Genomic DNA, 255 nt, shown 5'->3' on the forward strand with positions numbered 1-255 from the left:
AAAGTTTACTTACAACTCCCCGAGGCATATCGGTGTTAGTCCCGTCCTTCATCGGCTCCTAGTGCCAAGGCATCCACCGTGCGCCCTTATTCACTTAACTAAGTTAAGAATAAGTTTGTTGATTACTGAAAGTAATCAATTGTGTCGCTATATTATAGCTTTTTGCCTTATTTCTAAAGTTTGATGTCGTTGTTACTCTTATTTAGTTTTCAAGGTACAAGCTTCCATTCGAGAGAATTGCTCTCTCAAAACTGA

Annotated in this window: 1 rRNA gene; it reads right to left on the minus strand. The window is 38.8% G+C overall.

Annotation, left to right across the window (positions count from 1 at the left end):
- Positions 1-100, minus strand: a 23S ribosomal RNA gene (locus tag KI343_RS19925); the annotation flags it as partial.
- Positions 101-255: the final 155 nt, after the last annotated feature.

Origin of the sequence: Oceanobacillus sp. J11TS1, assembly GCF_018333215.1 — a bacterium.
GTDB lineage: Bacteria > Bacillota > Bacilli > Bacillales > Amphibacillaceae > Oceanobacillus.